General features: G+C 63.8%; 4 protein-coding genes. All 4 read right to left on the bottom strand.

What is annotated here, in order from left to right; genetic code table 11:
• A partial coding sequence (locus GSQ80_RS10130; protein ID WP_216850258.1) for a 3-oxoacid CoA-transferase subunit B occupies window positions 1–595 on the bottom strand: 595 nt, incomplete at its 3' end.
• A gap of 24 nt (window positions 596–619) precedes the next feature.
• Window positions 620–1333 carry a CoA transferase subunit A gene (locus tag GSQ80_RS10125; protein ID WP_158788645.1) on the bottom strand — a complete coding sequence of 238 codons (714 nt, stop codon included), beginning with the start codon at window positions 1331–1333 and terminating at the stop codon, window positions 620–622.
• Window positions 1334–1364: 31 nt separating this feature from the next.
• Window positions 1365–2489 carry a 4-hydroxyphenylpyruvate dioxygenase gene (gene hppD, locus GSQ80_RS10120; RefSeq protein ID WP_174241333.1) on the bottom strand — a complete coding sequence of 375 codons (1125 nt, stop codon included), beginning with the start codon at window positions 2487–2489 and terminating at the stop codon, window positions 1365–1367.
• A gap of 86 nt (window positions 2490–2575) precedes the next feature.
• A partial coding sequence (locus GSQ80_RS10115; protein WP_174241332.1) for a fumarylacetoacetate hydrolase family protein occupies window positions 2576–2949 on the bottom strand: 374 nt, incomplete at its 5' end.

Genomic DNA, 2949 nt, shown 5'->3' with positions numbered 1-2949 from the left:
GGGGGGCGGCCGTGGATTGGCGGACCTGGTCGGGGGTTACGTCGGGGGCCAGTTCAATGGCTTCGAAGCCGGTGGGGGTGATGTCGAAGACGCCGAGGTCGGTGATGATGCGGTTGACTACTGCGGCGCCGGTGAGAGGAAGAGTGCAGGCTGGGAGGAGCTTGGGACTGCCCTGCGCGGTGTGCTCCATGATGACTACTACGCGGCGGACGCCCGAGACTAGATCCATGGCGCCGCCCATGCCTTTGACGCGCTTGCCGGGGATCATCCAGTTGGCTAAGTCGCCGCGTTCGGAGACTTGCATGGCGCCGAGGATGGCTAGGTCGATGTGGCCGCCGCGGATCATGGCGAAGGAGTCGGCGCTGGAGAAGGTGGAGGCGCCGGGGGTGAAGGTGACCGTCTCCTTGCCAGCGTTGATTAGGTCGGGGTCGACTTCAGAGGCCAGAGGAAAGGGTCCCATGCCGAGCAGGCCGTTTTCGGATTGCAGGGTTACGGTCATGCCGGCGGGGATGTAATTGGCGACGAGGGTGGGGATGCCGATGCCGAGATTGACGTAGAAGCCGTCGCGGAGTTCGAGGGCGGCTCGCGCGGCCATTTGGTTGCGGCTCCAGGGCACGGGTCAGGCCTCTTGGCTTTCGGTGTTGCGAGTCGTAGTTTTTTCGATGCGCTTTTCGGGGTTCGGATTGTGGACGAGGCGATGGACGAAGATGCCGGGTGTGTGGATCTCGTCGGGGTCGAGCTCGCCAGGCTGGACGATGATTTCGGCTTCGGCGACGGTGATCTTGCCGCAGGTGGCGGCGTTGGGATTGAAGTTGCGCGCGGTGCGCCGGTAGACGAGGTTGCCTTGCGTGTCGGCCTTCCAGGCTTTGACGAGGGCGAGGTCGGCGACGATGCCGCGCTCGAGGATGTAGGTGTGGCCGTCGAAGTCTTTGTGCTCTTTGCCCTCGGCGACGAGGGTGCCGACGCCGGTGCGGGTGTAGAAGCCGGGGATGCCCGCGCCGCCTGCTCGCATGCGCTCGGCTAGCGTGCCTTGCGGGGCGAACTCTACTTCGAGCTCGCCTTGGAGAAACTGGCGCTCGAACTCGGCGTTCTCTCCTACGTAGCTGGAGATCATTTTTTTGACTTGGCGGGTTTGCAGGAGGAGGCCGATGCCCCAGTTGTCGATGCCGGCGTTGTTGCTGGCGATGGTGAGGTTGCGTGCACCGGTGTCGCGCAGGGCGGCGATGAGGGCTTCGGGAATGCCGCAGAGGCCGAAGCCGCCGATGGCTAGCAGCATGTCGTCGTTGACGATGTCTGCTAGCGCGGTGTGGGCGTCGGGATAGAGTTTGTTCAGGCTGTGGGGGCTAGAGGTTGCCACAGACTTGTTAGAGGTTGCCACGGGCATCTTGCTCGCGCTCGATTGCTTCGAACAGGGCTTTGAAGTTTCCTTTGCCGAAGCTGCGGCTTCCCTTCCGCTGGATGATTTCGTAGAAGAGTGTGGGGCGGTCTTCTACGGGCTGGGTGAAGATCTGCAGCATGTAGCCTTCGTTGTCGCGGTCGACGAGGATGCCTAGGCGCTCGAGTTCATCGAGGGGTTCGTCGATCTTGCCGACGCGCTCCTGGAGCTCGGTGTAGTAGCTGTGCGGGACGGTGAGGAAGTTGACGCCCTGCTGCTGGAGGCTGGAGACGGTGGCGAGGATGTCGTGGGTGGCAAGGGCGAGGTGCTGGACGCCGGGGCCATCGTAGAAGTCGAGGTACTCTTCGATCTGGGATTTGCGGCGGCCTTCAGCTGGCTCGTTGATGGGGAATTTTACGTAGCCGGTGGAGTTGGCCATGACCTTCGACATCAGAGCAGAATATTCGGTGGAGATGTCGTTGTCGTCGAAGTGCTGGTAGAGCTGGAAGCCCATGACCTTGGAATAGAAGTCGACCCACTCATTCATCGCGTTCCAGCCGACGTTGCCTACGATGTGGTCGATATGGAGAAGGCCTACGGGACGGGCGACGGTGTCTTCAGGCATCGCGCGGTAGCCGGGGAAGAACGTGCCGGTGTAGTTTTTGCGCTCGACGAAGGTGTGGAGGGTGTCGCCGTAGGCAGCGATGCTGGAGATGACTACGGAGCCGTTGTCGTCGGAGAGGGTGGTGGGTTCTTGGACGGATGTTGCCCCGCGGGCGGTGGTCTCGCGCCAGGCGCTGGCGGCGTCGTCTACCCAGAGCGCGATGGCGCGGACGCCGTCACCGTGCTTGGCGACGTGGCGGGCGATGTCGGAGTCGGCGCGGAGGGCGGTGGTGAGGACGAAGCGAACTTTTCCCTGCTGCAGGACGTAGGAGGCGCGGTCGCGGCGGCCGGTTTCGGGGCCGGCGTAGGCGACGAGTTTCATGCCGAAGGCGGTACGGTAGAAGTAGGCAGCCTGGCGTGCGTTGCCTACATAGAACTCGACGTGGTCGGTGCCGTTGAGGGGAAGGAAGTCGACGACGATTTCGGGGGCCTGCTGAGCGAGGGTGGCCATGGTGGGTTCTCCTTTGGCGCGGTTGGGGCGGCGTGCGTTCGGCCGCTGGGTTCACTCGAAAGGATGAATGTTTGGTCGGAGGGATGTCAACCTAGGCTGATCGAGGGAAGAATAATGCCGCGGCATTCGCCTAACGAGAGGGCGGGCAGGCCGGCGCGGTGGCAGCGGCCGCGGAGAATGATCTCGTCGCCGTCGGCGAGGAATTCGCGGAGCTCGCCGTTGGGGAGTTGGAGGGGGACGGTGCCGCGGCGGGTGAGCTCGAGGAGGCAGCCTTCGGAGGCGGGGTTGGGGCCGGAGACGGTGCCGCTGGCAAGGATGTCGCCGGGCTGTAGGTTGCAGCCGTTGCTGGTGTGGTGGGTGATCATCTGGGCGAAGGACCAGTAGAGGTCGCGGAGATTGCTGGTGCTGATGGGCGCGGGCGGGAGGTTGTGCTCGCGCATGTTGGAGGTGGAGAGGAGAA

This window comes from Granulicella sp. L46, assembly GCF_009765785.1.
Lineage (GTDB): Bacteria > Acidobacteriota > Terriglobia > Terriglobales > Acidobacteriaceae > Granulicella.
This window is presented reverse-complemented; position numbering and strand designations above follow the sequence as displayed.

Excerpts from the sequence above, each read along its gene's own strand:
- hppD (WP_174241333.1), bottom strand. The coding sequence starts at position 2,489 with ATGGCCACCCTCGCTCAGCAGGCCCCCGAAATCGTCGTCGACTTCCTT.